This window comes from Acinetobacter sp. GQ146, assembly GCF_059758585.1.
This window is the reverse complement of sequence record NZ_JCAXDV010000008.1, coordinates 144,842-171,528: the sequence shown is the minus strand read 5'-3', so window position 1 is coordinate 171,528 and position 26,687 is coordinate 144,842. Positions and strand designations below refer to the sequence as shown.

General features: G+C 41.3%; 26 protein-coding genes and 3 tRNA genes. 22 read left to right on the top strand and 7 right to left on the bottom strand.

Annotation, left to right across the window (positions count from 1 at the left end):
- Positions 1–71 precede the first annotated feature (71 nt).
- The 12 genes from AC6CHI_RS13485 (at position 72) to AC6CHI_RS13430 (ending at position 11,530) form a co-directional block, all read left to right on the top strand.
- Positions 72–527, top strand: coding sequence for a SixA phosphatase family protein (locus AC6CHI_RS13485; protein WP_498121860.1), 456 nt, complete (start codon positions 72–74; stop codon positions 525–527).
- Positions 528–555: 28 nt separating this feature from the next.
- Positions 556–1,698, top strand: a complete 1,143-nt coding sequence (gene gspL / locus AC6CHI_RS13480) for a type II secretion system protein GspL (protein ID WP_498121858.1) — start codon at positions 556–558, stop codon at positions 1,696–1,698.
- Positions 1,698–2,177: a type II secretion system protein M gene (locus tag AC6CHI_RS13475; protein WP_498121857.1), complete on the top strand. Its 480-nt coding sequence runs from the start codon at positions 1,698–1,700 to the stop codon at positions 2,175–2,177. Before gspL ends, AC6CHI_RS13475 begins: the two co-directional genes overlap by 1 nt.
- A gap of 90 nt (positions 2,178–2,267) precedes the next feature.
- Entirely contained in the window at positions 2,268–3,278 is a 1,011-nt protein-coding gene (locus tag AC6CHI_RS13470; RefSeq protein ID WP_498121856.1) for a quinone-dependent dihydroorotate dehydrogenase, read from the top strand.
- Positions 3,275–3,859 (top strand): CvpA family protein, encoded by a 585-nt coding sequence (locus tag AC6CHI_RS13465; RefSeq protein WP_498121855.1) that lies wholly within the window; start codon positions 3,275–3,277, stop codon positions 3,857–3,859. The genes AC6CHI_RS13470 and AC6CHI_RS13465 overlap by 4 nt, the downstream gene beginning before the upstream one ends.
- Before the next feature lie 24 nt (positions 3,860–3,883).
- A complete protein-coding gene (purF, locus tag AC6CHI_RS13460) occupies positions 3,884–5,425 on the top strand; it encodes an amidophosphoribosyltransferase (protein ID WP_458892283.1) in 1,542 nt (513 codons plus the stop codon).
- A gap of 100 nt (positions 5,426–5,525) precedes the next feature.
- On the top strand, positions 5,526–7,406 hold the full coding sequence (locus tag AC6CHI_RS13455) for a M48 family metalloprotease (protein WP_498121894.1): 1,881 nt from the start codon (positions 5,526–5,528) through the stop codon (positions 7,404–7,406).
- Positions 7,407–7,503: 97 nt separating this feature from the next.
- The gene (locus AC6CHI_RS13450) at positions 7,504–8,193 is read left to right on the top strand and encodes a hypothetical protein (RefSeq protein WP_498121853.1); all 690 of its coding nucleotides are present in this window, start codon (positions 7,504–7,506) and stop codon (positions 8,191–8,193) included.
- The gene (locus AC6CHI_RS13445; RefSeq protein ID WP_498121851.1) at positions 8,186–9,151 is read left to right on the top strand and encodes a 2-hydroxyacid dehydrogenase; all 966 of its coding nucleotides are present in this window, start codon (positions 8,186–8,188) and stop codon (positions 9,149–9,151) included. The genes AC6CHI_RS13450 and AC6CHI_RS13445 overlap by 8 nt, the downstream gene beginning before the upstream one ends.
- Positions 9,152–9,235: 84 nt before the next feature.
- Positions 9,236–10,675 carry a M48 family metalloprotease gene (locus AC6CHI_RS13440; RefSeq protein WP_498121849.1) on the top strand — a complete coding sequence of 480 codons (1,440 nt, stop codon included), beginning with the start codon at positions 9,236–9,238 and terminating at the stop codon, positions 10,673–10,675.
- 50 nt (positions 10,676–10,725) lie between these two features.
- On the top strand, positions 10,726–11,091 hold the full coding sequence (locus tag AC6CHI_RS13435; RefSeq protein ID WP_498121847.1) for a GFA family protein: 366 nt from the start codon (positions 10,726–10,728) through the stop codon (positions 11,089–11,091).
- A 73-nt stretch (positions 11,092–11,164) separates the two neighbouring features.
- Complete coding sequence (locus tag AC6CHI_RS13430; protein WP_458892287.1) at positions 11,165–11,530, top strand: hypothetical protein; 366 nt, start codon at positions 11,165–11,167, stop codon at positions 11,528–11,530.
- 73 nt (positions 11,531–11,603) lie between these two features.
- Here AC6CHI_RS13430 and AC6CHI_RS13425 read toward each other — a convergent pair whose 3' ends face one another.
- Together AC6CHI_RS13425 and rpsU are read right to left on the bottom strand one after the other, a co-directional pair.
- Positions 11,604–12,050, bottom strand: coding sequence for a GatB/YqeY domain-containing protein (locus AC6CHI_RS13425; protein ID WP_458892288.1), 447 nt, complete (start codon positions 12,048–12,050; stop codon positions 11,604–11,606).
- Positions 12,051–12,087: 37 nt separating this feature from the next.
- The gene (gene rpsU, locus AC6CHI_RS13420) at positions 12,088–12,303 is read right to left on the bottom strand and encodes a 30S ribosomal protein S21 (RefSeq protein WP_001136722.1); all 216 of its coding nucleotides are present in this window, start codon (positions 12,301–12,303) and stop codon (positions 12,088–12,090) included.
- Positions 12,304–12,448: 145 nt separating this feature from the next.
- Between rpsU and tsaD the strand changes: the two genes are divergently transcribed.
- Together tsaD and AC6CHI_RS13410 are read left to right on the top strand one after the other, a co-directional pair.
- Positions 12,449–13,474: a tRNA (adenosine(37)-N6)-threonylcarbamoyltransferase complex transferase subunit TsaD gene (gene tsaD, locus AC6CHI_RS13415; protein ID WP_498121845.1), complete on the top strand. Its 1,026-nt coding sequence runs from the start codon at positions 12,449–12,451 to the stop codon at positions 13,472–13,474.
- A 555-nt stretch (positions 13,475–14,029) separates the two neighbouring features.
- The gene (locus AC6CHI_RS13410) at positions 14,030–14,653 is read left to right on the top strand and encodes a class I SAM-dependent methyltransferase (RefSeq protein ID WP_498121843.1); all 624 of its coding nucleotides are present in this window, start codon (positions 14,030–14,032) and stop codon (positions 14,651–14,653) included.
- Between the two features lie 199 nt (positions 14,654–14,852).
- Here AC6CHI_RS13410 and AC6CHI_RS13405 read toward each other — a convergent pair whose 3' ends face one another.
- Entirely contained in the window at positions 14,853–15,725 is an 873-nt protein-coding gene (locus AC6CHI_RS13405; RefSeq protein ID WP_498121841.1) for an ATP-binding protein, read from the bottom strand.
- A gap of 178 nt (positions 15,726–15,903) precedes the next feature.
- Between AC6CHI_RS13405 and AC6CHI_RS13400 the strand changes: the two genes are divergently transcribed.
- The 5 genes from AC6CHI_RS13400 to AC6CHI_RS13380 all read left to right on the top strand — a co-directional run bounded on the left by AC6CHI_RS13400 (position 15,904) and on the right by AC6CHI_RS13380 (position 18,646).
- A complete protein-coding gene (locus tag AC6CHI_RS13400; protein WP_498121839.1) occupies positions 15,904–17,415 on the top strand; it encodes a DUF3336 domain-containing protein in 1,512 nt (503 codons plus the stop codon).
- Positions 17,393–18,229 (top strand): protein kinase domain-containing protein, encoded by an 837-nt coding sequence (locus AC6CHI_RS13395; protein WP_498121837.1) that lies wholly within the window; start codon positions 17,393–17,395, stop codon positions 18,227–18,229. The genes AC6CHI_RS13400 and AC6CHI_RS13395 overlap by 23 nt, the downstream gene beginning before the upstream one ends.
- Positions 18,230–18,337: 108 nt before the next feature.
- Positions 18,338–18,422, top strand: a tRNA-Leu gene (locus AC6CHI_RS13390).
- Between the two features lie 31 nt (positions 18,423–18,453).
- Positions 18,454–18,527, top strand: a tRNA-Trp gene (locus AC6CHI_RS13385).
- Between the two features lie 34 nt (positions 18,528–18,561).
- Positions 18,562–18,646 (top strand) — tRNA-Leu (locus tag AC6CHI_RS13380).
- 301 nt (positions 18,647–18,947) lie between these two features.
- Here the strand turns inward: AC6CHI_RS13380 and AC6CHI_RS13375 are convergent.
- Entirely contained in the window at positions 18,948–19,151 is a 204-nt protein-coding gene (locus tag AC6CHI_RS13375) for a hypothetical protein (protein WP_016167644.1), read from the bottom strand.
- A 339-nt stretch (positions 19,152–19,490) separates the two neighbouring features.
- Entirely contained in the window at positions 19,491–20,657 is a 1,167-nt protein-coding gene (gene metK / locus AC6CHI_RS13370) for a methionine adenosyltransferase (protein ID WP_458892294.1), read from the bottom strand.
- A gap of 840 nt (positions 20,658–21,497) precedes the next feature.
- Between metK and tkt the strand changes: the two genes are divergently transcribed.
- The gene (gene tkt / locus AC6CHI_RS13365) at positions 21,498–23,486 is read left to right on the top strand and encodes a transketolase (RefSeq protein WP_498121835.1); all 1,989 of its coding nucleotides are present in this window, start codon (positions 21,498–21,500) and stop codon (positions 23,484–23,486) included.
- Positions 23,487–23,775: 289 nt separating this feature from the next.
- Entirely contained in the window at positions 23,776–24,360 is a 585-nt protein-coding gene (locus tag AC6CHI_RS13360; protein WP_458892296.1) for a YceI family protein, read from the top strand.
- A 106-nt stretch (positions 24,361–24,466) separates the two neighbouring features.
- Here the strand turns inward: AC6CHI_RS13360 and AC6CHI_RS13355 are convergent, their stop codons facing one another.
- Together AC6CHI_RS13355 and AC6CHI_RS13350 are read right to left on the bottom strand one after the other, a co-directional pair.
- Positions 24,467–25,180, bottom strand: a complete 714-nt coding sequence (locus AC6CHI_RS13355) for a glutamine amidotransferase (RefSeq protein WP_498121833.1) — start codon at positions 25,178–25,180, stop codon at positions 24,467–24,469.
- A gap of 78 nt (positions 25,181–25,258) precedes the next feature.
- Positions 25,259–25,819, bottom strand: coding sequence for a TetR/AcrR family transcriptional regulator (locus AC6CHI_RS13350; RefSeq protein ID WP_498121831.1), 561 nt, complete (start codon positions 25,817–25,819; stop codon positions 25,259–25,261).
- A gap of 90 nt (positions 25,820–25,909) precedes the next feature.
- Between AC6CHI_RS13350 and AC6CHI_RS13345 the strand changes: the two genes are divergently transcribed.
- Positions 25,910–26,662, top strand: coding sequence for an SDR family oxidoreductase (locus AC6CHI_RS13345; protein WP_498121829.1), 753 nt, complete (start codon positions 25,910–25,912; stop codon positions 26,660–26,662).
- The last annotated feature ends 25 nt before the right edge of the window (positions 26,663–26,687 follow it).

The following is a 26,687-nucleotide window of genomic DNA, read 5'->3' as shown; positions in this document are numbered from 1 at the left end:
TATACTTCATAAATGAGCACCAACTATTTTTAAAACATCGGTTGAGTGCTCTGAAATAATAAGGAAATATTATGTTGCTTACATTAGTCCGTCATGGTGAAGCTTCGCCACCTATTGATGGTAATGATCTTAAACGTCCATTGACAGCGCGTGGTCATCAACAAGCTCAAGAAACTGCAGATTTCTTAAAAGATTTAGTGCAACCTGATATTTTTATTGTTAGTCCATTATTAAGGGCGCAAGAAACCTTGGCGCATATTCAGACTTATTTTAAAGGTGTGCCCGTTTTATTGTGTAATGCAATTAAACCAGATGATGATGCGCAGGTTGCTGTTGAATGGTTGTCTCATTTACCGTATGAGTCGATTGTAGTGGTGTGTCATATGAATGTTGTGGCACATATAGAAGAAGTCCTTACCTCTGAGCCATTTCATCCTTTTGCACTTTCAGAAGCGCGTTGCTATGATCAAACGGTCATTGCGGCTGGGCTGTCTACGCTGAAAAAGCAATTCATTCCTAAGGCTTAAAAAGATTTAAAACGGCAGATAAAAATAAATGTTGTATATATGGATGCCAGAAGCCAATGACGCATGGCAGTGGTCAGCAGGGGAAACTTGGCACTCGGCATTAAGTTTGGAGCAATTGATTCAAGACTTAAAACCGTTTGCCGCTCAAGAAGCAACCGTGTTCTTTCCGAGTCGGCATATACAGATGCTGCAACATAGCCTCAATAAAGTGCAGTACAAGCAATTGGGGCAAGAGGGGATTAAATATCTTTTGGAGGAATATATTGTTTTTCCAATTGATAGTATGAAGGTATTGCATCAGTTTCAAAATCCAGATCAATTAACGTTACTTGGAGTTTCACAGTATTTGGTCGAAAATCTACAGCATTCGCTGGCATTATTGCCGGTGAAAATAGCTGTACTTATTCCAGATTTTTATGCAGTGCCTCAACCAGAACAACCTGATCAAACAGTGCTTTTAAATTTGCATGGGCGTTTACTAGTCCGTGAAAATGAGTATTTGGGTTGCTCAGTCGATGATTTATCTTTGTATTTGGATTATCAGAATGCCAATCGCCACTACCATATAGCGCATCTAAATGATAGGCAGCATGAAGCTTTAGAGGCGCGTGTAACTCAAGATCAGATCAGTCATTTTGACTATGTTTTTACACCGTTAAAAAAACCAAAGCAGCATCCTTTTAATGTTCTGCCTAAGCTTAAGTCGGAATCGAACCTTTCGGGGTATTGGAAAGCCTGTGGAGTGGTGGCATTGGCTCTATTGGTGGTGCAGTTTGGCTATGATGCTAGTCGTTGGTATAAAAACAAAAAGGTCGCAGATGAAACTGCGCAGCAAGCCGTTACTCAATTTAAATACTGGTTTGGGCAAAATTATCCTGTAACTGAACAAACCTTGAAAAGCCAGTTTGAATTTCAAATGCGAAGCAATCAAATCGGGCAGAATAACAGCTTGCAGTTGTTAAGTCGGGTCGGTCCGATTTTAATGCAAAACAAGATTATTGCGGATCGTGTCTATTCTGATGCAGCAGGATTAAATCTGGATTTAAAGGCCAGTTCATCTGCAATATTGCAAAATTTAACCCAGCAACTGAGTCAACAGGGTTTTAAGGTTGAACTTGGAAATATTCAGCCGAATGGTACGGGTGTGATTGGATCGGTGAAAATACAATAATGAAAGTATTAGAAAAAGTGAGCAACTCATTCGATTCGGCTTATGAGCAATTTGCCCAATACTTAGAGCGCTTGTCTGTTCGTGAGCGTGTCATGGTCATTTTTACCATCATTTTTGTGTTATTTGCCGCGCTTGGCTCGGCCTTATGGTATATGCATAAGGCTGCTGAGTATCAACAGCAACGTGTCAGCGAGCTGAAGGATTTGGTGGTATGGATGCAAAGCAATGCGGTCACCATGAAACCTGCGGGTGATGTGCAGCTTAGTGCTGCGGAAAAAGTGCAACGTGTTGCCCAGCAGCAAGGCTTGGGTGTCGCATCACAGCAAATGGGTGAGCAAATTCAAGTTGTTGTAACTCATGCGAACTATTCTGTTTTGGCCAATTTCCTGACTCAATTGGCGCAGATAGGTTTAAGCATTGAAAAAATGGAACTTCAGTCAACCGCAGGGCAGATTAAATTAACAGCGACAGTACAATAATAGGTCAAAATAAACAGTTGCCAAGCATGGTGTTTTGAGTGGGCTATGCCTATAATGTACCGACTTAAAAAGCAGTAGACTTTTCTAGATATGTTGTATTCTCTAGCCCGCCCTTTGTTGTTTTCTTTAGCACCAGAGCGTGCACATGAGCTCACATTATCCTTGCTAAAATCAGCTCATGCGATGGGTTTGATGCGACAAAGTGTTGCGGCAAAACCTGTGACCTGCATGGGGATTGAATTCCCAAATCCTGTAGGTTTGGCTGCTGGCTTAGATAAAAATGGTGCTTATATCGATGCCTTGGCTAGTCTAGGTTTTGGGTTTATCGAAATTGGTACCATTACACCGCGTCCTCAAGCAGGTAATCCAAAACCACGTCTTTTCCGTTTGCCGCAAGCACAAGCGATTATTAACCGTATGGGTTTTAATAACGATGGTGTGGACAAGCTGATTGAAAATGTCAAAGCTTCCAAATTTAAAGGCGTATTAGGGATTAATATTGGTAAAAATGCCGATACCCCTGTAGAAAAAGCAGTAGATGATTATTTAATCTGCTTGGAAAAAGTCTATAACTACGCTTCATATGTCACCGTTAATATTTCATCTCCAAATACCAAAAACCTACGCAGCTTGCAAAGCGGTGATGCGCTGACCGAATTGTTGGTGACGTTAAAGAAACGTCAGCTTGAATTGGCGGATGAGCATCAGCATTATGTGCCTTTGGTCTTGAAAGTTGCGCCAGATTTAACTCCAGAAGATATTACTTTTATTTCACAGCAACTGATTGCAAACAAAATTGATGGTTTGATTGTCACCAATACGACGCTATCCCGTGAAGGTGTAGAAAATCTACCTCAAGGTGATGAAGCAGGTGGTCTTTCTGGTGCACCAGTATTTGAAAAGAGCACAGCTTGTTTGTCGGCTTTTGCGCAAGCCTTGAATGGTCAAGTCCCATTAATCGGGGTAGGCGGGATTCTAGCTGGTGAACAAGCACTGATTAAGCAAAATGCAGGGGCAACACTTGTACAAGTGTATAGTGGCCTCATATATACAGGACCAAAGCTGATTAAAGATTGTGTTGATGCTATGCTTGCAAAATGAATACCATTGATATCTTCATACTGATCATTTTGCTCATTGGAGGGCTAAACGGTTTGCGACAAGGATTTGTTAAAGCCTTTGCGAACTTGGTGGGTTGGATTTTTGCACTCATTGTTGGTGCTAAATATGCCGCTATCATTGCTCCCTCAATGAGTGTGCTCAGTCAAGATCCAGTGGTTCAGAAAATAGCAGCATTTGCCTTTATTGTATTGGTCATTATTGTACTGACGTGGTTGGCTACGGCACTATTAAATGGTTTGCTCAGCAGCTTGAAGTTGGGACCTTTGAACCGCCTTGCGGGTGGTGCATTTGGTACGCTGAAGGGGTTGTTGGTGGTTCTAATTACCATGCAGGGCCTGAGTCCATGGGTAGAAAGTTCTCCGCATTGGAAACAATCTAAAGTGGTGCAATCATTATTGCCTTATGCGCCATGGGCTGCCCAAATGTCAAAAGATGCAGCGCACGAAGCGCTTGAACATATTCAGTCGGAAGGTGCTCAGCAATCTTCCCACTCCTTGTCTGAACCAACGCAAAAAGATCATTCGCGTTCAGGCAACTCAACAAATAATCCTTTTTATTAATCCTAGCTTGTCTGCGAGGTTGCTATGTGTGGAGTTGTTGGTATAGCTGGTAAATCACCCGTTAACCAAATGTTGTTTGATGCATTAACGATGTTACAACATCGTGGACAAGATGCAGCTGGGATCGTAACTTGCCACGAAGGACGTTTATTTCTTCGCAAAGACAATGGCATGGTACGTGATGTATTTCATACCCGTCACATGCGTGCATTACTAGGTAATTACGGTATTGGTCATGTGCGTTATCCTACAGCAGGCTCATCGAGCAGTGCTGAGGCTCAACCTTTTTATGTAAACTCACCTTACGGTATTACTTTGGCACACAATGGTAACTTAACCAATGCTGAAGAAATTCATGATGATTTGTTTAAAACAGATTTACGTCACATGAATACCGATTCTGACTCTGAAGTGTTATTGAATGCGTTTGCACATGAGTTGCAAAAACGTAGCAAATTAGAGCCAACTCCAGAAGATATTTTCCATGTAGTTTCACGTGTACATGAGCGTTGTAAAGGTGCTTATGGTGTTGTAGCGATGATTACGGGTCAGGGGCTTGTGGGCTTCCGTGATCCAAATGGTATTCGTCCACTGATTTATGGTTCGCGTGAAATTGAAACCGGTGAGAAAGAATATATTATTGCTTCGGAGTCCGTTGCGATTACTGCACTTGGCTTTAAAGTTGAGCGTGATATTGCGCCAGGTGAAGCAATTTTTATTAATGCCAATGGGGAAATGTTCACACAGCAATGTGCTAAAAACCCAGAATATCGTCCATGTATTTTTGAATATGTGTATTTTGCCCGCCCAGATGCAACGATTGACGGTATTTCTGTCTATAAAGCGCGTTTGAAAATGGGTGAGAAGTTAGCGCACAAAATTCTGAGCGAATGGGGTGAGGAGCATGATATTGATGTGGTGATTCCAATTCCAGATACATCACGCACTTCAGCTTTAGAATTGGCAAATACCTTGGGTGTAAAATTCCGTGAAGGATTTATGAAAAACCGTTATATCGGTCGTACCTTCATTATGCCAGGTCAACAGCAACGCAAAAAATCGGTTCGTCAAAAACTCAACCCTGTAGAGCTTGAGTTTAAAGGCAAAAATGTTTTGCTGGTAGATGACTCGATTGTACGTGGTACGACGTGTAATGAAATCATTCAAATGGCACGTGATGCAGGTGCGAAAAAAGTATTCTTCGCTTCGGCAGCGCCAATGGTGAAATATCCAAACGTTTACGGTATTGATATGCCTGCGAAAAAAGAGCTGATTGCTTCTGAACGCAGTGTTGAAGAAATTCGTGAAATTATTGAAGCTGATCGCTTAATTTTCCAAGACTTGGAAGACCTAAAAGCGGCTATTCGTACCAGCAAAGTCCCGCATTTACAAGAATTTGACTGTTCTGTATTTGATGGTGTTTACGTGGCTGGTGGAATTGATGCTGCGTATCTGGATGAATTGGAACAGAAGCGCAATGACTCAGCGAAAAAATCTAAAGATGGTTATATTGATGTAAATATCGATGCGGCATCGGTAGATTTAACCGGTGTGACCGAGCAATAATTTTCAATTATTCTGCGTGAAAAAGGTGGGTATTACCCGCCTTTTTCATTTATGATGTGGCTGAATTACAATGTAATGAAGGAACTTTACATTGACAGAAATGGGTGGCTTTTTGATCAAAAATAAAAATATGCTGTGGTCTGCCAGTATTTGTGCTTTGGCTGTCCTATTGACCATGTTTATTCTTAATACCGTACTTGGTTTATTGGTCTATTATTTTGATCAAACGCAATCTATCGTCTGGCATCAGCTGAGTCCTTATGTGATTGGGTTGTTGCTGCTGATCATTGGCTCATCAATTTTATATGAATTTTATGTATTTCGTTCTGGTGGGCATTCGCTCGCCAAGCAATTGCGTGCGAGACGTTTAAGTCTAATTGAAAGTACCCCTGAAGAATTTGTTGCACTCAAAATTACGGAACAACTTTCAGAACGGTTTTTAATTGATACACCCGCAGTCTATGTTTTACCTGATGAAGTTGGCGTGAATGCCTTGACCGCTGGTTTTTTGCCGCGAGATATTGCGATTATTTTAACGTGGGGTGCTTTACAGAATTTAGATGAGTTTGAATTGTATGGGCTGCTTAGTCATGAATTTAATCAAATCCTTTCTGGAGAAACGGCAGACAATACTCGCCTGAAAATTTTATATAGTGGTTTGACCACGTTTAGCCAGTGGGGAAGTAAGGTGGCTAAACTGGGTTTTAGCCGGCACGGATATGATCAGCCGCAAAAATTTGAAACCATTTTGGTGGCCTTGGGGGGTGTTGTTTGGTTGGTGGGTAGTCTAGGGGTGTTAATGACGCGTTTCATTAAATACCTCACCTTGGGAAGCCGAACCTTTAAAAATGATTTAAGAACCAAACGTCTCATTCAGAATGATGCCAATATTCAAACCCTATTGAGGATTTATGTGCATCATGCTGGTTCACAAATTCATAGTGAATACTCAGAATCGATTTCACACATGTGCTTTGCTAACTCCTTAAGCCCACAAAGCTGGATGAATATTCATCCGAGTATTGAGCAACGCATTTATGAGTTAAATTCAGGTTTGGTGCAAGATTTACAGCTGGAGAATCTTAAGCGTTTACGTAATCAGCCACTATTTAGCTTGTTTCGTTCTTTGGAAGAAACTAATGCGGAATACCATACCCCATGGAGTTCACCACAGCCGCTGCCACTATTGCGCTTATCGCCAATTAGTTTTGCGATTAAAGATGCGATTAAACCCTTAAACCCAGATGTGCGCAGCAATATGCAACGCCCTGAGTTGATAGAGCGTGCTCTACAAACAGCGACGGGCTCTAGAGAGGTTATGGTGGCGATTTTAATGATTCGCCAGTATCGTGAATTTATTCCTGCGGAAGCCGAAGTCAGTCGCGCGATTATTGATGCTTTGTTGCATTTAGATGGGCGAGTGCATTTATCCATTTTTCATGAAGCCTGCGCCAATATTGGGGGAATGCCTGCAACTATTGCGCGCCAATTTGTGACTAAACTGGCACGAATTATTCAGGAAGATGGTGAAATTGGATTACTCGATGCGCTGCTTTTGGAACGCGTTAAATTAGAACTCAATTTATTGCCAGTGCATACCCCTACGGCATTAGATGAGGTCAAGCCGCAAATTGTCCGGCTGATCGATGCTTTGCTGCATGTACAACAAATTAACAGTGATAATCAGTTAGACGTGCGAGAAAAAATTCTGAAGCGTATTTTAACGCCTGAAGAACTGGAAATTTATGAAGAAATTTCAGATGAGCCAATTGATTTGGCGGAAATTGTTCATGATATTTCTGGATTGCTATTGCGAGACCGTCTAATTATCTTGGGGATTGCTGAGTTGTGCTTATGGAATGATCGTATCATTACCCAAGATGAGCTGGATGTCTTGGAGTTGTTGTACTGGCGGTTTGGTTTCGAAACCTCTGAAATTGTAGAGCAAATGCAGAAAAAGAATAGTTTAATGATTATGTAATTTATCAATAGCTCTAGGCTGCATAGGTATAAATGAGTGTTGTAATAAAGCACAGCAAATTCGTGCAAATGTCGTTAAAATAGCGTCAAAGATTGAGATGTTGAATGTACAGATGATGGGGCACCAGCGCGATATATTGGCAACGATGGGAATTGATATTTGGATTCCTCAGCATGCTGCTCGTCTGCAACAATCACCGTCATCTACATTGTGGCGTGATCAGGCATTACCTGAGCCTTTACTTGAATTGCCGCAAACTGTGCTTGCTTCTCCTGAGTTGGTGACCCCGCAGAAGCAGGATATTGCAGTTGAACTCACACAGTTTATTGAAGTTGAGCCAGAACAGAATAGAGATGAACAGTTAATAGCGCCACAGCCTCCCGAGTTACAACCTGAACCTGCAATCCAAATTGCTGCCTTTGCCATTCAGGCAATCAGTTTAACCAGTTGTACCATTCTGTTGGATACAAGTTCACTCACGGAAGCGCAAGCCGAGCTTTGGTTGAATATTCAACAGGCCATTCCTGCTGAATATGCAGAGCTTAAGTGGCCATTTCCACTTGCAGAAATGCAAGATGGGCGGGGTGCTAGCTGTTATGTGCAAGGTTTTGTTGATGCAATCAGTGTGGACAAAGATCTGATTGCTTTGGGAGCGGTTCCATATTTACAGCAGGCAGATGTGCATCGTTTGGCTGGCTTACAAGAGATGTTGGATCAACCGATCTTAAAAAAACGGTTGTGGCAGTTTATGCAAAAATCATTAAATACACGGATGCCTGATGAATAAGAAAGTTGTTGTTTTTAGTCAAATTGATCCTGAAATTCTTACACGCTTACAAGCACAGTTTCAGGTTGTGGTGATTGATCCGAAACAAGGGGATGTTAATCAGCAAATTCAACAACAGGTGCAGGATGCTGATGGCATGATTGGGGCGGGGAGATTGTTAAATGAATCGAACCTTGCCACAGCGCAACAAATTAAAATTATTTCCAGTGTAAGTGTAGGTTATGACAACTACGATGTAGCTTATTTAAACCAAAAAAATATCTGGTTAAGTCATACGCCGCATGTGTTGACGGAAACGACTGCGGACCTCGCTTTTACTTTATTAATGAGCGCTGCGCGTAAAGTGCCTTATTTGGACCAATGGACTAAAAAGGGAGAGTGGAAACGCACCGTTTCACAGGCGCAGTTTGGTCAAGATATTTATGGGAAAACCTTAGGGGTTATTGGTCTCGGTAATATTGGTGCTGCAATTGCCCGTCGTGGCTTGTATGGTTTCAATATGAATATTCTGTACCATAGTCGCCGAGAAAAATTAGAGCTTGCGCAGCCGTTGAATGCACAATATTGCTCATTGGAGCAGTTGTTACAGCAATCAGACTTTGTGGTGGTTGCGGTGGATTTAAATGCAGACTCTAAAGCATTGATTTCTTCGGCTCAATTGGAGCTTATGCAGTCGCATGCGGTATTGGTGAATATTGCCCGTGGTTCAGTGATTGATGAGCAAGCATTGATTCAGGCTCTTAAGGAGCGAAAAATTTTTGCGGCAGGTCTGGATGTTTATGAAAAGGAACCGCTGCAACATTCTGAATTGTTTACTTTAGACAACGTGGTAACTTTACCTCATGTAGGCTCAGCCACGGCAGAAACACGTAAAAAAATGGCAGAACTGGCTTATCGTAATTTGGTCGATGCTTTGCAAGGTAAACAGCCGCGCTATCTGGTGAATCCAGAATTTTAAAATATTGATAACACATCATTGCAAATGAGACTGAGTTTCAATGTTATAGTTTATGCAGATCGCGGATGATTTTGAGACTTAACATTGAAACGGTTTTTGCTTGTAGGTAGTTTGTGTGTACTTTCCCATGTAGCATGGGCGGAGGTTACACATTTTTCATCATCTCCTCAGTTTAATGTTCCTGAAATCGGAAGTGGTATCGGTTTGATTGATCGCCAAAATGAAAAAATGATTGGCGAGAAAGTGTATCGGGAAGTGCAGCGGCAAATGCCTGTTGCGCATAATCCTTGGTTGGAAGATCAGCTATTTGGTGTCTTTTCAAATATTTTAAGTCAGACGCAATTGGGACAGCCTATAGGGATGGTCTTGATTAATGATGCGCAAATTAATGCGTTTGCTGTGCCTGGCGGATTATTTGCCTTAAATACAGGTCTGATTACCTCTGCCCGCAATATGGATGAAATTGCGGGGGTGATGGCACACGAGATTGCCCATGTGACACAGCGACATTACAGTCGTTCGCAAGAGGCCTTTAAGGGGCAAGGCTTGCTGGCATTGGCTGGAATTCTGGTTGGTGCATTGGTGGCTTCACAGGCCGATGGTAATGCAGGTGCTGCGGTAATAATGGGCTCTCAAGCAGCTTTACTGGATAACCAGTTAACCTATAGTCGCAATCAGGAACGAGAAGCCGACCGTATCGGGATGCAATATATGTATACTGCTGGCTATAATCCGCAAAGCATGGCTGATTTTTTTGAAGTTATGCACCGTGCCACCAGCCGAGTCAGTTTTTTACCGGATTTTTGGTTAACACATCCACTGACCACAGAGCGTATGAGCGAAGCGCGATTACGTGCAAATCAGCTTCCGCAAGTTAAAAGTGAGATGCGCGATGAAAATTTTGAAGTTTTGAAATGGTATACCCTAGTGGTCACGAATCAGGCTACCGAGCTTCAATTGCAGACCTTAACCAAGCAAGGCGATTATGCAGGACAGTTGGCTTTAGCGGCTTTTTATGCACAACAGGGAGATTTTGCAGCTGCACAAACTCAGCTTGAGCAATTGAAGAAACAAAAAAAGTTACATAATTTGCAGACTTTAATTCAAACAGATATTTATTTGGGGCAAAATAAGTTGGATGATGCGTATCAGACCATTGCTTCACCTGCACGAATTATGCCTGAAAACCGAGCATTGGCGTATAAGTTGGCAGAAGTATTGATTCGGCAAAAGCAAGCTGCACAAGCGACGACATTGGTGCAAAATTTTGTGAAGCAAAATCCTAGAGATATCACGGGTTGGTATTTGCTGCAGCAGGCCGCAAATGCAGATCTGGACTCTCCACTTAGAGCAGTCAATGTATTGCGTTATCGTGCTGAGGTTGAGTATTGGAGTGGTTCAGAAGAGGGAGCAATCAAATCGTTGTTACACGCTCAGCGGTTGGCCAAAGACAATATGGCGATGTCTGAGAAATTAAAACAACGTATTGATCAAATGCAAAAAGAGCGTCAGTATAAAATCTAATGCTGTGAATAAAATAATACCAATAATAGATAAGAATAAAGGAGTAAAAAATGATTGAGGGGCAGTGTTTATGCGGTACGGTGAGCTATCGCTATCATGGAGAAATTGAAAAATCGATTTTATGTTATTGTCTGCATTGTCAGAGAGCGCAAGGCGGTTTTGCGGGTTGGAATAGTCCATTGCAGAAGTCTTTGTTTGAAATTGTGCGCGGGGTCAAGGTGCTGAAGGAATATTTTCATAGTCCAAATAAAGCACGGGTATTTTGTCAGGAATGTGGAAGTCCTATTTTTTCATATCGAGTAGACCTGCCAGATGTAATTCGACTACGCTTAGGTACGGTAACCTTGGGCAAGATACCAGCACCAACTGAAGAAGCATATAAGCAATATAAGCCTGATTTTATTCAAATTAAATAAACAACGCTAGTTTTGCAATACTGAGAACGGTATGATGGCATTTAATCATTTTTTTTGATTTTTAATGGTTCGCATGAAAAATAAAATACGATTTTGGGCGGCAGTTTCACTTGTTCTGTGCTCTGGTTCGGCAGTTGCTAGTGTTGAAGACTATGTGATTGCGGTGGATAAGATTAATCAGACCTACAAGGCGGATATGCGTCAATTTTTTGGTCAATTGAGTCCGCAGCAGACCAGTTTTACGGCAGACCAGCAGGTGCGTTATTGCAGCATAGTGGGGCGTTATGTCAATCAGCTTTATACAGCAGCGGATAAAAATAGAAGTTCGCTAGATGCTCAGTATCGAAATCTCAACAAACAGGATGTCATTCAACAAGTCATGTCATCAAAAGAAATGATGATTTTGAAGAAATATAATGTGCAGTGTAACTTGACTTAAAAGCTGTTATCTAAGAACTGTCTTATTGATTATTAAGGCAGTTCAACGATAAAGAAGGGAATTTTAGGAAAGATTATGCGAGTTTTGCTTTAATTTTAGCAGAAACTTGAGCAGGATCGGCGCGCCCGGCTATGAGCGGACGCAGAGAGTTCATCACCTTACCCATATCTTTCATGCTAGTAGCTTCTTGAGCAGCAATAGTTTGCTCAATGATAGAATCAAGCTCTTCCTCAGTCATAGCTTCTGGTAGAAATTGAGATAAAATTTCAATTTCGGCTTGTTCTTTACTAGCTAAATCATCACGGCCAGCGCCTTCAAAGGCTTTAACCGATTCTTTACGTTGTTTGATTTGCTTTTCAATGACCGCAAGAGTTTGAGCATCGTCAAGCTCTTTGCGCTCATCGACTTCGATTTGCTTGATTGCGGCTTGTAGACTACGAATGACCGTTAACTTATCCATTTCTTTAGCACGCATTGTTGCTTTTAAAACTTCAGTTATTTGGTTTTTTAAAGTAGTCATTTATTTTTCCAAGTCGTCAATCAATCACAAATAAATCTTAGTAAAGGCGTGTAGTACGAACTGATTCGCGCGCCAATTTCTTTTGGTAACGCTTAACAGCAGCAGCTTTTTTACGCTTACGTTCTTGAGTTGGTTTTTCGTAGAACTCGCGCTTACGTACGTCAGCTAAAACACCCGCTTTTTCGCATGAACGTTTGAAACGACGGATAGCTACGTCTACTGGTTCGCCTTCTTTCAATTTAACTTGTGGCATGAAGAATCCTCATTAAGTTATGGATAAGATCTCGGCATGATTGCCTTGATCACAAGTGAAGGTCAGTATTTTACTCATTTACATCTCATATCACAAGTCTATAATAGGTTTCGCTTTAGATTTGATATAGGTTGTAGGCAGTTTAATGATCGTTTTAGGCTTAGAAACATCGTGTGACGAAACAGGTTTGGCACTGTATGACAGTGAAAACGGCTTACGCGGGCAGGTTTTGTATAGTCAGATTAAGCTGCATGCAGAATATGGCGGAGTTGTTCCAGAATTGGCTTCACGCGACCATGTGCGTAAACTTATTCCTTTGTTAGATCAACTGTTGTTAGACAGTGGCGTAAAAAAATCTGAAATTGATGCGATTGCCTATACTCGTGGACCGGGTTTAATGGGGGCATTAATGACAGGTGCGTTATTTGGACGAACTTTGGCCTTTGCTTTGAATAAGCCTGCAATTGGCGTGCATCATATGGAAGGACATATGCTGGCACCATTGTTGTCTGCAACTCCGCCTGAATTTCCATTTGTGGCCTTACTGGTTTCGGGTGGGCACACCCAATTAATGGCAGCCTACGGTATTGGGCAATATGAATTACTCGGTGAGTCAATTGATGATGCTGCGGGTGAAGCTTTTGATAAAGTGGCGAAAATGATGAGTTTGCCTTATCCAGGCGGTCCAAATATTTCTAAATTGGCTGAGCAAGGCGACAGCACTGCGTTTGAATTCCCGCGTCCAATGTTACATCAAGGTTTAGATTTCTCTTTTAGTGGTCTAAAAACAGCTGTTTCTGTTCAGTTAAAAAAAGTGCAAGGCGAAGGGCGCGAAGCCGATATTGCTGCGTCATTCCAAGAGGCGCTGGTTGATACTTTGGTGAAGAAATCTGTAAAAGCAATGAAACAGACAGGTTTAAAGCGTTTAGTGATTGCAGGTGGTGTAAGTGCGAATAAACGCTTACGTGAGCGTTTAGAAGCCGACTTAACTAAGATTCGTGGGCAAGTGTATTATGCAGAACCCGCTTTATGTACGGACAACGGTGCCATGATTGCTTTTGCAGGCTACCAACGTTTGAAGGCTGGGCAGCATGATGGATTGTCAGTTACCACAACACCGCGTTGGCCAATGACTGAATTGTCGAATCCTGCTGATACATCAGGAATATAAAAAACCAATTTTTGTTTAGAAAAGTAAAAAAGCCCGACATCCTGTCGGGCTTTTTCGTATTACTTAATTAGGTATAACTCCTGTCGTACCTCACGTCCTGATGCTGAACTTATGATTGTTGTTTTATGTTTTGGAACATCCTGTTCTCTATGAGATTAATCCTATAAATATTTGAGATAGAGGTGTAGCCGTTATAAACCTGAATTGTTGTAAGCTTTGGATTACGTCACTGTAAAATATTTACCCCTAGGGTTATCCACAGAAATTGCGGATAAAATTTGGGGTGTTAAGCATTGATTTAACTGGATTTATTAAGTTTTAGAGTGTTTTTTGTTCTATTTTATTCGTTAAAAGTTTCAAAGATGTTTAAAAGAAAGATAGGTAAACTTTTCTAATGGCTAATCTTTTTAATTAAAGTATTGATTTATATTTGGATACTATGGGAATTTCGTATAATTGCGAGTAGGTTAAATGGCGTAGAAAAATACATACTCTGATTAACTTGAAACGCTGCTAATCTAGAGAGCATGAAGAAGGTGTAGGTCGTGATTAAGTATGAGTCAAAACCATTGGGAAAATGTTTATCAAACAAAAGAAGTGGATCAGGTCAGCTGGTATCAGGCTAGAGATGATCAATTTTTAGATATTTTAAAAAGATTAAGCATCCAACACAATCAACAAATTATTGATGTTGGCAGTGGTGCATCGATGTTAATTGACCAACTTGTTGAATCTGGATATGCCAACTTGTATGTATTGGATCTATCTGAAACAGCACTTGAAAAGACTCAATCAAGGTTAGTTGATAAAGGCTTAACAAAAGCAAATATTCATTGGTTGGTTGGAGATATCTGTGCTATTTCATTGCCAAAACAGTGCTTTGACTTATGGCATGATCGAGCAGTATTTCATTTTATGGTCACTGATGAGCAACAAGAGCACTATCTAGCAAACTTAAAAGGTGCATTGAAGAAGGGTGGATATTTAGTTATGTCCATTTTTGCTGAGGATGGTCCAACACAATGCAGTGGTTTGCCAGTCAAAAGATATCGTATTGAGCAATTACAAACGAGACTCGGGTCTGATTTTACTTTGGTGCATTTTCAAAAAGATCTGCATAAAACGCCATGGGATTCTGCTCAAAATTTTTTGACCAGTGTATGGAAGTTTAATGGGTAGTTATGTTTCTTATTTCTAATAATTAACATACAAGCAATTATACGAAATTATTTTTATATTCAAAGATAAATCAATTTCTTATAGTGTTGAATCTAGCCCAATCTTCAAAGATTGGGCTTTTTGCTATAAAAATGATGTATTGCGAATAAAAGTAAATATCGTTTCACACATTGTTTAAGTGAACTTATTTTATAAAAAATTAGAGCTGATTTAACTGTTGCGAACCCACCCAGTGTTTGGAGAATTGATAGGCGGCACGCCCTGAGCGCTGCCCACGAGCCTGACACCATCTGAGTGCTTCTGCTCGGGTTTCATCGGTCATTGGCATATTCGATTTCGCCAAATAATGCGTCACAATTTCTAAATATAGAGTTTGATCCATCGGATAGAAGGAGAGCCATAAACCAAAACGATCTGACAAGGAAATTTTTTCTTCAATCGCTTCTTGCGGATGCAGTTCCGTGTATTGAGGTACATCTACACGGGTCACAGGCGTATTTTCATGCATGAATTCAGGTAACAAATGACGACGGTTACTGGTGGCATAAATTATAAAGTTGCTTGAGCCAGATTGTAATGAACCATCTAAGACGCTTTTGAGGCTACGATAGTTTTCATCTTCAGCGTTAAACGCCAAGTCATCACAATAGACAATGAATTTTTCAGGACGGTTTTGAATAATGGCTTGAATTTGCGGTAAGTCAGATAAATCATCACGCTCAATTTCAATTAAACGTAAACCTTGATCTTGATATTGGCTTAAAAGCGCACGGACAATAGAGGATTTACCTGTACCGCGCGAACCCGTCAACAAGACATCATTGGCAGGCAGCCCATTTAAAAATTGCAGGGTGTTTTGAATGACTTTGGCTTTTTGGCGCTCAATGCCTTTTAAATCATCCAGTTCAATTTTCTTGGGATGATAAATCGGAATCAGTTGTTGATTCTGCCATTTAAATGCAGGAGCAGAAAAATCGGGATCTTGTTTAAGCGCAGGAAGGCTTTGTTGTAATTGCGAAAGCACTTGAGAGAGGGATTGCAAAATCGCGTCAGGTAATTCAATAGTTGCCATAGTCATTCAGCTTATAATTACGATAAAGTAGCACATAAGACCAACATCAGCCTTGGGCTTAGACTGTATAGTATTATGTGAGTGAAAGCGAATCACAATCCGTGAACGTAAATTTCAAAATAATGAATGTCGAAGATTTAAAGTTTATGTATTTAAGAACAGGTGTTTGAGGGAAGCTATGTTATTTCAAGATTTCTTACAGGACATGAATCCGCATCAAGCCTATCGTATAAAAAAGTTAAAAAGACAATTAGAACAAGCTGAAAGTTATGAAGAGTGGAAAAGTATTGCGCTGAAAATTGATCAGGAATCTGGTGCACAAGAATGGAAGTATGACAATTGCTCACCGTATTTTGATGCCGAGATGATTTCCTATCGGCTTAAATTATTAAAACGCTACCGCTTTCAGCACCGTTCGCGTGATTTGATGTATTTGCTGCGTGAAGGCTTAACTTACGATATTGCCAATATCGCCCACCCAATGTTGTTTGCAGCAACTTATGTTGGCACTAAAACCATTATTGAAGATTATGTTGAAGAGGTGAGTGCCAGTCTGGCTTTCGTGGCTTCAGAAGCGTGTGATTGTCTCACTTTACAAGAAAAGCTCGATTTCTTTAGACATTGTGAAAAAGCCTATGGGCAGCCAGCATTGATGTTTTCTGGGGGAGCAACTTTAGGGTTGTTTCATACGGGAGTGTGTAAGGCGCTGATTGAGCAGGACTTGATGCCCAAAGTGCTTTCGGGTTCTAGCGCGGGAGCCATCATGACCGCGATGCTGGGGGTTTCTAAGCCGAAAGATATCTCTAGTATTTTAAATGGTGATAACTTCTTTAGTGATGCTTTTCATTTTCGTAAATTTGGTGATTTGCTCAAGCGAAATGGTGGCGTAGCTGATGTGAAGTATTTAAAGAAATTCCTGATAGAAAATATGGGCGATCTCACCTTTGATGAAGCCTATAAACAATCAGGATTGTATATCAATATTGCAGTAGCGCCTTATGATGCCTTACAAGATGCACGCATTATGAATACCTATACATCTCCAGATTTATTGGTTTGGAGCGCTGTTTTGGCTTCGTGTGCTGTTCCTATTCTATTTCCGCCCGTAAAGTTGACCAGTAAACGCTATGATGGTGAGCATACCCCTTATATGGCAACAACGCGTTGGGTCGATGGTAGTGTGCGTAGCGATTTCCCGCAGGAAAAAATGGCACGCTTATATAATTTGAACTACAGCATTGCCAGTCAAGTCAATCCACATATTGTCCCGTTCATGCAAGATGATTTATCTCGCTTCCGTCGAGATGTATTGAGTTGGCCTGAACGGATTATTCGACGACAGGGTGAGGTGATTACCAAGGGGATTATGGATTTTGCCCGAGAGCGTGTTGGTAAAATTCCATCAGTAAGGCGCTTGCTCGATCATGGTTATGGTGTGGTTGATCAGCGTTACTATGGTGATGTAAATATTATTGGAAATTATAGTCTGCGGCATTATAGCTATATGCTACAAAATCCACGCCCACATTTGTTCAAGCTGTTGCAACGCGAAGGTGAGCGCGCCACATGGCCTAAAATTTCCAGTATTGAAACACATGCACGGATTGGCAAAACGATTCAGCATGCGCTGGAGTTAATCAACTATCAACTCACACATCCACAAACACATGCTCAAGCCCAGACTGCCTGAAGTTTCAGATATGCAAGCTCTGCAATTAAAAACCAAACACAACAGCCTGCAATTTGGACGCAGGCTGTATTCTTTTCAAGCTAACAATCAAAACTTTTGGCTAAAGCTGCAATTACAGCAGGGACATCCGATGTATCAACAGGGATTCCAGCGTGAGCTTGAGTTTTATCGACAGGGGCAGAATACCGCTGAACTTGCCAAAATAACCTTACCATTCAAAACGCTGCCCAAGTCGGCACTGCTTGAATGGGGGCTAGCGAATGAAACAGAACCGCTATTCGAGCAAGCCCTGATTGTGCCTGATGCAGCAGCATACTTCGCCGTCGATGCACAGCGGCTGGATATTTCTGCTATTCAGCATCATTTTTTACGTGCCTTAACCGTGGTTCAGCTGATGCATGACGCGCAGTGGTTGCATGCCGATCTGAAGCGGGAACATTTTGTGGAATATGCGGGGCAGCTCAAGCTGATTGATTTTGAGCAGGCGCAGCCTATGCATGCGCTCAACCAGATCGCAATGAATGCAACCCCACGCTATATGGCCCCCGAACTGTTTCATGGGGATGCTAAAAGTGAACAGACCGATATCTATGCTTTAGGCATTATCTTCTATGAATGGTTGTCTGGGCAGCGCTTATCTGCAGAAAATTATCAAGATTGGGCTTATTTACATTGTCAGCGCTTAGAAATTGTACTGCCTGAGAAATATTTAGTATTTCAATCACTTTTGTCGAAGATGTTGGCAAAGCATAAAGCCGCTAGATTTGACAATATTTATGCAATAAAACGTGCCTTAGTCACTGAAATTGCTTAAGAAAAGTACATAATTGCAGTTTTTGTTTTATATTTAATCAAACAATAGATTTTTTCATAAAAAGGGCTTGCCAGAGGGGAGTGATCTCTATAATATACACAGCCATCGGGGGGCGTGGCGAAATTGGTAGACGCACTGGATTTAGGTTCCAGCGCCGCAAGGTGTAAGAGTTCGAGTCTCTTCGCCCCCACCACTTAATCATCAGTTGATGGTGTTTAGGTAACAGAGGATTGGTGTAATGGTAGCATGACGGTCTCCAAAACCGTTCGTCAAGGTTCGAGTCCTTGATCCTCTGCCAAATTTTTCACACTCAGTGTGAAACCCAGTATGATGGGGGCGTGGCGAAATTGGTAGACGCACTGGATTTAGGTTCCAGCGCCGCGAGGTGTAAGAGTTCGAGTCTCTTCGCCCCCACCACTTAATACTTTGGGTTAAAATAATGAAGCAAGGTTAATACCTTGCTTTTTTGTTGCCTGTAAGAAAGTGGTTGGGTCTGATGACTTAAAGTTTTTATATCTTGCGGTCAGAATACACAAGTTGGAGCATTCACGGATCTAAGCCATTCTGCGATGAAATCGCTGCTTTGTGGGCAGTATAAAGGGTTTGGTGAAGGGTATTCCTCCTCAACAAAAAAAGCCCCGTAGGGCTTAAAATATAAAGGAATAGCGACTCGCTGATGTGTGATGGTCTTATACGGTCGAACAGAAAAATTGAGATGTTATGCTTTTAAATGGTCTTCAAATTCTTCGCCAAGTTGCATTGCTAAAGAATTGCCCGCCAAATCACAAGTTACTAAGCCATATTCTTTTTTAAAACTAAAAGTAAAGCCGCGATCATCCGCTAAGCTTTTTACTGAATAACCTAATTTTTCTAACCAAATACGAAATGCGATTAAATTTTTTGCTTTCACAACCTTTTTCACGAGACAACTCCTGTAAACATATAAATATTTAATAGGGATAGGCTAAATTTTTTAAAGGGCAAAAACCTATTTTTTTATTTATAAGCTCTTTTTTGCCTAATTTCTATGCTGATGTGTAAATTGGAATGGCGGAATCTAATGGCAGTGAAATGGTTGAATTGGATGTGGTTGAGAGTGTCTTTGTGGGTTAATGTTTCGATTTTATTCAATTATTTTTCTATATGGCGAGTTGAATAGGTCGGCATGCTATAACAACACTTGAAACATTTTGTTATGAGAATTTTTTTCGAATGGCACAAAAAAAGCTCACCGAAGTGAGCGTTTTTTGTAAGGAAAATATTAGAGACCAGCAGAAGATTTAAGCGCTTCAACCTTGTCTGTTTTTTCCCAAGTAAATGCGGTGTCTGAGCCTTCACGACCGAAGTGACCATATGCAGCCGTTTGCTTATACATAGGTTGAATCAGGTCTAGCATACGTGTAATGCCGTATGGGCGTAGGTCGAAGTGTTCACGAACCAATTGGATGATGAGTTCGTCAGGCACTTTACCTGTGTTAAAAGTGTTGATTGAAATAGAAGTTGGCTCTGCAACACCAATTGCATAAGACACTTGAATTTCACATTTGTCAGCTAAACCTGCTGCAACAATGTTTTTTGCCACATAACGACCCGCGTATGCAGCAGAACGGTCAACTTTAGAAGGGTCTTTACCCGAGAAAGCGCCGCCACCATGACGTGCCATACCGCCGTAGGTATCTACAATGATTTTACGGCCTGTTAAACCACAGTCACCTACAGGGCCACCAATCACAAACATCCCCGTTGGGTTGATGTGGAATTTAGTGTCTGCATGGAACATTTCTGCAGGAATAATTTTCTTCACGATCTCTTCAATCACAGCTTCTTTTAAATTCGCTTGTGAAATTTCAGGATCATGTTGAGTTGACAATACAACAGCATCTAAACGAACTGGTTTGCCATTTTCATACGCAAAAGTGACTTGGCTTTTAGCATCTGGGCGTAACCATGGTAGTGAGCCGTTGCGACGTAATTCAGCTTGCTTTTCCATTAAGCGGTGAGCGTATGAAATTGGTGCTGGCATCAGCACATCAGTTTCACGGCTTGCATAACCAAACATCAAACCTTGGTCGCCTGCACCTTGATCTTCAGGTTTTTGACGGTCAACACCCTGAGCAATTTCAGGAGATTGTTTACCAATCATGTTGATGACAGCACAAGTTGAACCATCAAAACCTAAGTCTGAGTGATGATAGCCAATGCCGTTAACAGTTTGACGTACAATCGCTTCAACATCGATATTCGCAGTTGTTGTGATTTCGCCAGCAAGTACGACAGCACCCGTTTTTACAAGCGTTTCACAAGCAACCCGCGCATATGGGTCTTCTTTTAAGATTGCATCCAAGATAGCATCACTGATCTGATCAGCCATTTTATCTGGATGGCCTTCGCTTACAGATTCCGAAGTAAATACAGCGTACTCGCGCATAAGTCCTATCACAGTTAATTTTAAAGACGCAATATGTTACATCGAGTTAGACTTTAGGACTAGCTCATCTTGTATAAAAAAGGATGAATTTATTTCAATTCAATGACTTTTTATTTGATATAAGCATCTAAAAAACTGATAAAGAAGCTTTAATTGCCTTTTAAAAGGGGTGTTATTGATGAAAATAAACACAAATTGATACAAGTTGAGGTGTTTGTACATCGGGTGGATCATTCAAGAAAAGGTATTTTTTAGACAGTGATTTTTCAGCCCTCTGCGGTGAACGCTTTGTTTGTTTTAACTCTAGTTAATCATTTACATAAAAGTTTGATGTGGTGTGTGAATTGCAGTGCTGAAATGTATTTCGCATGCTATTTAGTTAAAGCTAGGTGGAATAAGTACATCATCGTATTAACTGGAGATTTCAATGGGGGGGTAGAGGTTTAAATACATAGATGGATAAAAGATGAGGTTACGTTTATCAAGACTAGATTAACTAAGTGCTAAGGTAGGTAATGCATTGCATCTTTGGAAAATATGCCTATAGATTGTTCCTGATCATTCAATTATTCCAACACAATGCGTTTGGAATCTGATTTTGTAAAAAGTATAACAATTAAAAGATCAAAAATTTTATGGTGTTGATAAAGCACTAAGCCCATTGTTTGCAGCTGAAATCAGAATCCCAAAGTTTTGATTCATTCAAGTCCACTTAAGTAGCATTTAATCGGTAAAAATTGCGTATAAGGCTTTACCCATCCCACTTTTTTTAAGACAATAGTGCCTAGTTTTGAATGTGATATTCATCTTCTTTAAATTGTTTTAATTGGACTCTGATCTATGACAACCCCTTTGAACGAACGTCGTATTGCAAATGCAATTCGTGTATTGGCTATGGATGCTGTGCAAAAAGCCAACTCAGGACATCCAGGTGCACCAATGGGGATGGCAGATATTGCAGACGTCGTGTGGCGCGAATTTTTAAACCATAACCCGACGAACCCACAATGGGCAAACCGTGACCGTTTTGTATTGTCGAATGGTCATGGCTCAATGCTGCAATATGCATTATTACATTTAACGGGTTATGACCTTTCAATTGAAGATTTAAAAGCATTCCGTCAGCTTCATTCTAGAACACCGGGTCACCCTGAATATGGTTATGCACCTGGTATTGAAACGACAACGGGTCCATTGGGTCAGGGGATTGCCAATGCGGTTGGTTTTGCCTTAGCTGAAAAAACATTAGCGGCTCAATTCAACAAAGAAGACCTTACTGTTGTTGACCACTTCACTTACTGTTTCTTAGGTGATGGCTGCTTAATGGAAGGTATTTCTCACGAAGTATGTTCTCTTGCAGGTACACTCGGTCTTGGTAAGTTAATTGCTTATTACGACGACAACGGCATTTCAATTGATGGTGAAGTTGAAGGTTGGTTCTCTGACGATACAGAACAACGTTTCAAATCTTATGGCTGGCAAGTACTTCGTGTAGACGGTCATGATGCTGCGGCAATTCGTCAAGCGACTTTGGATGCTAAAGCTGAAACTCAAAAGCCAACCATCATTATTTGTAAAACAATTATTGGTTTAGGTTCTCCAAATAAACAAGGTAAAGAAGACTGTCACGGTGCTCCGTTAGGCAATGATGAAATTGCATTAACGCGTGAAGCATTAGGCTGGACAGAAGGTGCATTTGAAATTCCAGCTGACGTATATGCAGTATGGGATGCAAAAGCTAAAGGTTCTGAAGCTGAAGCGGCTTGGAATGCAGTATTTGCTCAATACCATGCGAAGTACCCGACAGAAGCAGCTGAATTATTACGTCGTATTGAAGGTGACTTACCAGCAGATTTTGCTGCTCAAGCGGATGCCTTCATTGCAGAAACCAATGCTAAAGCAGAAACAATTGCTACGCGTAAAGCAAGCCAAAATACTCTACAAGCATTTGGTCCACTACTTCCTGAATTGTTGGGTGGTTCTGCGGACTTAGCGGGTTCTAACTTAACGCTTTGGAAAGGTTGCCAAGGCGTTCAAGACAACCCAGCGGGTAACTACGTACACTATGGCGTGCGTGAGTTTGGTATGACTGCAATGGCAAACGGTGTTGCTTTGCATGGTGGTTTCATTCCTTACGTGGCTACATTCTTAATGTTCATGGAATATGCGCGTAATGCAGTACGTATGTCGGCATTGATGAAGCAACGTGTCATTCATGTGTATACCCATGACTCTATCGGTTTGGGTGAAGATGGTCCAACGCATCAGCCAATCGAACAAATTGCATCTTTACGTGGTACGCCAAACTTAAATACATGGCGTCCAGCAGACACCGTAGAAACAGCAGTTTCTTGGAAGTCTGCATTGTTGCGTAAAGACGGTCCTTCAGCGTTAATCTTCTCTCGTCAAAACTTACCATTCCAAACACGTACTCAAGCACAAATTGAGAACGTCGCGAAAGGTGGTTATGTATTGGCTGAAGAAAAAGGCGAATTAAAAGCAATTATTATTGCGACGGGTTCTGAAGTATCGTTAGCGATGGAAGCTTATGCGCAATTAGAAGGCGTACGTGTCGTTTCTATGCCATGTGCTGAAGAATTTATGAAGCAAGATGCCGCTTACCGTGAAGCCGTACTTCCAGCGCATATTCGTGCGCGTGTTGCGGTTGAAGCAGCTCACGTTGATTACTGGTGGAAGTTTGTTGGTCTAGACGGCAAAGTGATTGGTATGACAACGTATGGTGAATCTGCACCTGCGAAAGATTTATTCCAGTTCTTCGGTATTACTACTGAAGCGGTTGTAAATGCAGTAAAAGAATTAACAGCTTAATCTATTGATTCTGAAGAAAAACGCCTCTAATTAGAGGCGTTTTTTTATGGTTAAAAAAATCTAAATCAGAACAATTAAAGTTTAATTATGGGCGGTTTCAGTTGTTTTTCATGTATTTTAATATCATGATTAAAACTCGCTGTCAGTCATCAATATTGTTGCGATTTATCTTAAAAAATCTAAATTCAATCAACTGTTCTATAATTGCAACATATCGTCTTATCCATAACAGTGAATAAAAAATGGAAAGCTATACACTAATAATCATTCTGAGATGAGATAGAATCATATGAACTTGAAAACATTAACATTAGGTTTGGCGGTTGCTTCTGTAGCAACACTATCGATGGCAAAGCCAGTGGCTTATAAAATTGATCCGACCCACACGGCAACGGTGTTCTCATGGAGCCATTTTGGTTTTTCTACACCATCTGCAAACTTTAGCGATATTCAAGGTACTATTAATGTCGATAATGAAAAGCCCGCCAATTCATCAGTGGATGTAACGATTCCTTTGGCGAGTTTGAACACCAATGTAAAAGTGTTGGATGAACATTTGAAAAAAGCTGAATTTTTTGATGCCATCAATTATCCAAACATCACCTTTAAAAGTACCAAAGTTGAAGCTTTAGGCAATAACCAATATAAAATTACAGGTAACTTAACTGTTAAAGATGTGACTAAACCTGTGGTGCTTGATGCGGTAATGAACAAACAAGGTGAGCATCCGATGACCAAACTACAATCCATTGGTTTTAATGCCACAACTTCGTTTGACCGTTCTGCATTTGGTGTGGGTGCTTATGTACCAAATGTCGGTGATAAAATTACTGTAAACATTACCACTGAAGCATCAGTTCCTGCGAAGAAATAATCTCCCCACGATTTCTTCGGGAAAGTAAAAGGCACTCGGATGGAGTGCCTTTTTTATGTCTATTTATTACTAGAAAGACATGGAGGATCGATTTGATCTAGCAATTTTACTCAATATGTTGCATAAAAAACTCAAGCACTTGCGGTGCATTTTGCTCTAAAGCAGGTGCAAAGCGTTGGTTATCCGCCCGTAGGGTTTGAATATCTATGTTGGCATGGCGTAATTCGCAGGTATGACCAATCAGCCATTTTTCCATCGCATCTGCCGCCACTTCGAGATGAAATTGTAAAGCCAGAATATTAGAACCTAGCTTAAAGGCTTGATGCGGGTAGAGGGCGGAGCTGGCCAAAAGTTCAGCATGTTCGGGTAAATCGAAGGTATCGCCGTGCCAGTGTAAAACAGGGATCTCCTTAAGCAATGCGAGCGGGTTCTGAGCGACAGGTTTAATTTCTAAACAGCTCCAGCCAATCTCTTTTTGCGCACCGGCATAGACTTTAGCGCCAAGCGCATGGGCAATCAGCTGTGCCCCTAAGCAAATACCGAGTGTGGGTAAATTAAGGGTCAGTCGTTGCTTGAGAAGTTCAATTTCTTGTGTAAGGAATGGGTAGTCTGTTGTTTCATAGACACCAATCGGTCCACCTAAAATGACGGTTAAGCCTGGGTGTTCAAGGGCTTTAGTCAAATCATCCACACCCGCTTCGACATAGCGCACGCGAAAGCCGAGTTGATAAAAAGTATCTTCTAAAGCCCCGAGGTCTTCAAAAGCAAGATGCTGAATGGCGTAAATGGTTTCAGGAAAGTCGGGATCTGTTGTTCTCATGCGGTTTGGTTCGTCAGAAATACGATTAGATTCAGCTGACTATAAATCAAATGCTGCTGAATCCGAAAGGAATTCTGTTTAGTTAAATAAGCTGGCTTTCAGGAATGTGCGACTAGATTCTAGGATTTGCTTTTGTAACGCTAAATCAGCCATGCCGCGTGCAAGCGTAATACTACCAACCAGTTGGCTGAGAACAGCCCAAGCCTTAATTTCACAGCCTAAATGCTGGGCAAAAAGTGCATGACCACGTTGTAATTCTTGCTGATAAAGCTGTTTCACTTCTGTATCAGAACGCGCAACTTCACTGGCTAGAGCAGGCAACATGCAGCCTCGATCAGCGTGTTGCAGATGGCTGATATTTAAATAACGGTTTAGTTCAAAATCAATCCAGTCTTGAGGATTATCGTGAGGGTTATCTTGCCACATGCGCAGACTGTGTTGTAGCTCGGCTTCTACCAGTGCCTTAAACAATTCATGTTTGGATGAAAAGTGCGAATAAAAGGCACCACTGGTTACGCCAGCAGCTTTCATAAAACCATCTACGCCTGTCGCTGCAAAACCTTGTTGTTTCGCCAGTTGACCACTGATCTGTAGCAATTCTTTGCGTTTTTCTTGTTTATATCCCGGTTTATATCGCATAGCACTAGACCCAAAAGGAGGTTTGACGATGTGAAAATAATAACATAGTATTCGTTATAGTAACGATCGTTATATTAATGGGCTTTTAAAATGAAAGAAGAAAATAAGCAGGGAAATCGCCCACAAGGGGTTGCTTTAATTATTGGTGCAGGCGACGCAACAGGGGGTGAAATTGCCAAACGATTTGCGCGAGGTGGGTATACCGTGTGTATGACACGACGTAATGCAGACAAGTTACAGCCGTTAATTGACGAGATTCATAATTTTGGCGGCACTGCATATGGCTTTGCTTCTGATGCACGTCAAGAAGAACAGGTGGTCGAGTTAATTGAGCAAATCGAGTCTGAAATAGGCCCAATTGCTGTAATGGTTTTTAATATTGGCGCCAATGTGCCTTGCAGTATTTTAGAGGAAACGGCCCGTAAGTATTTTAAAATTTGGGAAATGGCATGTTTTAGTGCGTTTCTGGTGGGGCGGGAAGTTGCTAAACGTATGGTGCAACGTGAACATGGCACACTTATTTTTACAGGGGCAACCGCGGGCATTCGCGGGGCAGCAAATTTTGCGGCATTTGCAGGGGCAAAACATGCCTTACGCGCTTTGGCGCAGAGTATGGCGCGTGAATTAGGTCCACGAAATATTCATGTTGCGCATGTTGTGGTGGATGGGGCAATTGATACTGATTTTATTGAAACCACTTTTCCTGAAATTTATGCATTGAAACAACAAGATGGAATCTTGAATCCCGCGCATATTGCAGAAAACTACTGGCATTTAGCGCACCAACCACGTGATGCTTGGACACATGAGCTTGATCTTAGACCATGGATGGAACGTTGGTAATTGACTTAAGATAAACAGGGAGAGA